Genomic DNA, 1,209 nt, shown 5'->3' on the forward strand with positions numbered 1-1,209 from the left:
GCTTGAAACCCCTAATTTTCGGTCAAACCGCCCTTTTCTGAAGCCGTCGAAGAATTCAGTCAACGGCGGGAACCGTTTTCCGATCGCGATTTACTCTCCCCAGCGGGGGCGGTGTATTGGCGAGAATCCACCGCCGGAATCGAAATGGGACTGGAAACGCGCATTTTCGTCCCCTTGGAACTCCTCATCGAGGAACATCCTGAATTTATCCCCGGTTATTTGAGATTGGCGGCGGTGTTGCGCGATCGAGATCGCCCCGAAGAAGCCCTAGAAATCCTCGAACGGGCGGCGTCGATGTATCCTACCGAAGCCCCTCTCGTCGAAGCGTATATTTATCATCTGGCGGACGCCGAAAAATGGCTGGAAGCTTCGATGGCCGCCCGTCAATTTTCAATTTTACTTCCGGAACATTCTCGGGCGGACAATTTCCGAGGCTTCGCTGACGAAATGTTTGAAGAATTTCAGCGGGATTTACGGGCGGACTTGCGAGAAAGTGCGATCGCCTCCGTTTTTACCGGAGCGTTGAGCGTCTTCGCAACGGGTTCGCCCTTCGCGGCTATTCCGACGTTAAAACTGGCGTTTCTATTGCTCCAAGGGGAAGATACTGTTGGGGAAAAATTCGTTGAAGTCGCTCAAGAACGACTTCCCCTCGTTGAAGACGCGCAAGTGACGGATTACATCAGTGATATCGGCGATCGCCTGGCCGATTTAACCGGGCGAGAAATGGAGTACGAGTTTTATGTGATTCTAGACGAGAACGTGAACGCCTTTGCCCTTCCCGGCGGAAAAATCTTCGTTCACGCCGGGGCGATTTTGGCCATGGAGTCGGAAGCGGAACTGGCGGGGTTGTTGGCGCACGAACTGTCTCACGCGGTTCTGTCTCACGGCTTCCAACGGATGGTGGACGCCACGATGTTCGGTAACGTGGTGGGGTTGGTTGCCTATGCGGGAGGAATTCTCAGCGATTTGATGTTTTTCGATTACAGTCGCGACCAAGAACGACAAGCGGACATTTTGGGAACGCGCATTTTGGCGACTTCGGGATACGCCGCCGATGGGTTGTGGAACGTGATGCGGGAACTCCACGAACGGGACGATTCGCCGTCGGGTTGGGCGTGGCTTTCGACGCACCCGGATACGAGCGATCGCATCGAGTATCTGGAACGGCTCATCGTGGAGAACGGTTACCAGAAATTTTGGGTCTAAAGC

At 54.3% G+C, this 1,209-nt stretch carries 1 protein-coding gene; it reads left to right on the top strand.

Annotation, left to right across the window (positions count from 1 at the left end; translation table 11 throughout):
• Positions 1-111 precede the first annotated feature (111 nt).
• Positions 112-1,206: a M48 family metalloprotease gene (locus ACP5D4_RS21630; RefSeq protein WP_428013671.1), complete on the top strand. Its 1,095-nt coding sequence runs from the start codon at positions 112-114 to the stop codon at positions 1,204-1,206.
• Positions 1,207-1,209: the final 3 nt, after the last annotated feature.

Origin of the sequence: Baaleninema sp. (genome assembly GCF_049974805.1) — a bacterium.
Taxonomy (GTDB): domain Bacteria; phylum Cyanobacteriota; class Cyanobacteriia; order Cyanobacteriales; family Geitlerinemataceae; genus Baaleninema.